We start from the raw sequence: 3412 nt of genomic DNA, 5'->3' as shown, positions 1-3412 counted from the left end.
GCCGGGACCACCGGCCGCAGGTGGCACGGCCGGGGGCCGGGACTCGGGGGTTCCGGTCTGGCCGTTCATCGTGGTGGCGGTGGCGCTCATCGCCGGAGGCGCCGTGTGGGCGGCGCGGCGTCGAGCGTGACCGGCGGCAAAAGCGCCCGCGTGCGTGCTGGCATGATGGGTTCGAAGAACCCGCGTGGGCTAGAGAACTACTGAAGATTGCTCGAGGAGCGGCCGCATGGCAGACCCGCAGGATCAACCCAATAGCGAGCCCGACGGCGATTCCACCCCGCCGCCGGAAAAGACGCCCCCGGCCAAGGCGGCCAAGAAAGCCCCGGCCAAGAAAGCCCCCGCGAAGAAAGCTCCCGCGAAAAAGGCGCCGGCCAAGAAAGCCCCGGCCAAGAAAGCCCCGGCCAAGAAGGCGCCCGCCAAGAGCGCCGAGCCTCCGGCAAAGGCCCCGGCACCGCCACTCGAGGTGCAGCAGCGAATCGAAAGCAACGGCGACCTCACGGCCGCCGCCAAAGACGCGGCCGCACAAGCGAAATCCACGGTGGACACCGCCAACAACCCGGTATCGCCAGACGCTCCGATGGAGGTCCTGACCCAGTCCCGGCTGCCGTTGATCGTCGCCCTGGCGGTCAGCCTCCTGGCGATCCTGTTGATCCGGCAGCTGCGGCGCCGCTGACCCGCCACCGAGCCGCTACGGTGTCAGACGTGACCGTGTCATTCCAGCCAACCGCCGACCTCGTCGACGACATCGGCCCCGACGTACGCAGCTGCGACGTCCAGTTCCGCCAGTTCGGTGGCCGGTCCGAATTCGCCGGAGCCATCAGCACGGTGCGCTGCTTCGAAGACAACGCATTGCTGAAATCGGTTCTCTCCCAGCCAGGTGCGGGCGGGGTACTGGTCATCGACGGCGGCGGCTCCCTGCACTCGGCGCTGGTCGGAGACGTCATCGCCGAGCTGGCCCGCTCGAACGGCTGGGCGGGCCTCATCGTCAACGGTGCCGTGCGTGACGCGGCCGCGCTGCGCGGTCTCGACATCGGCATCAAGGCGCTGGGCACCAATCCCCGCAAGAGCAGCAAGACGGGCGCCGGTGAGCGCGATGTCGAGATCGCGCTCGGCGGCGTAACCTTCGTGCCCGGCGAGATCGCCTACAGCGACGACGACGGAATAGTCGTCGTCAAACCCTAAACCGCAACCGGCGCACGCTTCTTCGCGAATCGCAGGCCCTCGTCGGCAACCTTGCCGCGCCGGATCGTGCGCATGTCGAAGAGGTAGTTCTGCTTGAGCCGCCAGGGCGCCCGCGACCCCGACTTGGGCAGCATGTCCATCGCACGCTGGAAGTAGCCGGGGCTGAAGTCCATGAACGGCAGCTCGTCGACGTCGTCACCGGGATGCTGCGGCTCCACGAAGTCAAACCCGTTGGCGTCCATGTAGTTCAGCAACCGGCAGACGAATTCGGAGACCAGGTCGGCCTTGAGCGTCCACGACGCGTTGGTGTAGCCGAAGGTGATCGCGAAATTCGGCACACCGGAAAACATCAGGCCCTTGTACGTCATCAAGGACGTCAGCTCGATCGGCTCACCGTTCCTGGTGGGCTTCACGCCGCCGAGCAGCTGCATGTTCAAACCCGTTGCGGTGATGATGATGTCGGCCTGCAGCTCCTCACCCGAGGTGAGTTTGATGCCCGTCTTGGTGAACCGGTCGATCGTGTCGGTGACCACGTCGGCCTTGCCATGCCGGATCGTGCGGAAGAAGTCGCCGTCAGGCGCCAGGCACAGCCGCTGATCCCAGACGTTGTACCGCGGCCCGAAATGCTTCTCGACGTCGTAGCCCTCGGGTAGGCGACGCTTGGCCATCGTCATCAACGTCTTGCGCATGTAGGCGGGCGCCTTGCGAGACAGCTGGTACTGGAAGGTGCTGAATGCGATGGCTTTCCACCGATTCGCGATGTGCGCCAGGCGATCCGGAAGCAGCCGGTTGGCGCGTTCGGCGAACGGGTCCACCCCGGGCAGCGAGCCGATATAGGTCGGCGAGCGCTGCAGCATCGTGACGTGGCCCGAGCCCGAGTTCACCAGCGCCGGGATCAGGGTGATCGCCGTGGCTCCCGAGCCGATGACGATGATCTTCTTGCCCTGGTAATCGAGGTCCTCCGGCCAGTGCTGCGGGTGGACGATCCGGCCCTCGAAGTCGTCGGCGCCGGGGAAGGTGGGCGAATACCCCTCGTCGTAGTTGTAGTAGCCGGTGCACGCGAACAGGAACGAGCAAGTCATTTCGCGCTCCTGGCCGTCCGACTCGACGGTCAGGGTCCAGCGGTTGTCGGCGTCGGACCAGTCGGCGGCCAAGACGCGCTGGCGGTAGCGAATGTGCCGGTCGATCTTGTTCTCGACCGCCGCCTCCTTGACGTAGGCCTTGATGTCCGGGCCGTCGGCGATCGACTTCGCCGAGAGCCAGGGCTTGAACCGGAACCCGAGAGTGAACATGTCCGAGTCCGACCGGATGCCCGGGTATTTGAACAGGTCCCAGGTGCCGCCCAGGTCGTCGCGGCGTTCGAGGATCGCGTAGCTCTTGGTCGGGCAGCGGTCCTGGAGATGCCAGGCCGCGCTGATGCCCGAGATGCCGGCGCCCACGATGATCACGTCAAGGTGCTCAGTCATGGGGTCACGTTATCAACGGTCCGTCGACACAGTCAACAGGGTGTCGAATTTTTCGACACCGTGTAAAGTAGCGGCCGTGACTACCGCCGGCCAGACCCGCGCCCTGCGTGGCCGCCGTGCCATCCGGCCCTCGGGCGACGACCGCGAGCAGGCGATTCTCGCGACCGCCGCGCGGCTGCTGGAAGTGCGGTCGTTCGCCGACATCTCCGTCGACGACCTCGCCAAGGGTGCGGGCCTGTCCCGGCCGACGTTCTACTTCTATTTCAAGTCCAAGGAAGCGGTGCTGTTGTCGCTGCTGGAACCGGTGATCGCGCGCGCCGATTCGGAGTTCGACGGCGCGGTGCAGCGGCTACCGGAGGACCCCCGACGGGTGTGGCGAAACGGCATCAAGGCGTTCTTCACGGCGTTCAGCACGCACCGCCGGCTGGCCCGCGCCGCCACCGAGGCGCTGGCGACCAGCTCCGAGCTCCGCGTGGTGTGGTTGGGCTTCATGCAGAAGTGGATCGACCAGACCGCGGCCATGATCGCCGCGGAACGCGTGCGCGGCGCCGCGCCCGAGACCATTCCCGCCGTGGACCTGGCGACCTCGCTGAACCAGATGAACGAGCGCACCATGATGGCCGCTTTGTCCGCCGAGACGCCCGCGGTCGACGAGGACCGGGTGGTCGACACCCTCACCCACATCTGGGTGACCAGTATCTACGGCGAATCCAGCTAAGTGTCGATCGCAAGCGCGGCGCAGCCGGGCGAAGCGGGTCGCCACC

Annotated in this window: 4 protein-coding genes; 3 read left to right on the top strand and 1 reads right to left on the bottom strand. The window is 66.6% G+C overall.

The genetic code is table 11. The annotated features are described in order from the left end of the window. Positions 1 to 226: 226 nt before the first annotated feature. Positions 227 to 673 carry a nucleoid-structuring protein H-NS gene (locus A9X03_RS30910; RefSeq protein ID WP_067752140.1) on the top strand — a complete coding sequence of 149 codons (447 nt, stop codon included), beginning with the start codon at positions 227 to 229 and terminating at the stop codon, positions 671 to 673. Positions 674 to 702: 29 nt separating this feature from the next. Further along, complete coding sequence (rraA, locus tag A9X03_RS19770) at positions 703 to 1182, top strand: ribonuclease E activity regulator RraA (RefSeq protein WP_067752137.1); 480 nt, start codon at positions 703 to 705, stop codon at positions 1180 to 1182. Here the strand turns inward: rraA and A9X03_RS19765 are convergent. Then, the gene (locus A9X03_RS19765) at positions 1179 to 2648 is read right to left on the bottom strand and encodes an NAD(P)/FAD-dependent oxidoreductase (RefSeq protein ID WP_067752134.1); all 1470 of its coding nucleotides are present in this window, start codon (positions 2646 to 2648) and stop codon (positions 1179 to 1181) included. The genes rraA and A9X03_RS19765 overlap by 4 nt on opposite strands. A 76-nt stretch (positions 2649 to 2724) precedes the next feature. Between A9X03_RS19765 and A9X03_RS19760 the strand changes: the two genes are divergently transcribed. After that, the gene (locus A9X03_RS19760) at positions 2725 to 3366 is read left to right on the top strand and encodes a TetR/AcrR family transcriptional regulator (protein ID WP_067752131.1); all 642 of its coding nucleotides are present in this window, start codon (positions 2725 to 2727) and stop codon (positions 3364 to 3366) included. Positions 3367 to 3412: the final 46 nt, after the last annotated feature.

The organism is Mycobacterium sp. E1715, from assembly GCF_001667625.1.
GTDB lineage: Bacteria > Actinomycetota > Actinomycetes > Mycobacteriales > Mycobacteriaceae > Mycobacterium.
The sequence above is the reverse complement of the archived record's forward strand: the minus strand, read 5'-3'. Positions and strand labels throughout refer to the sequence as shown.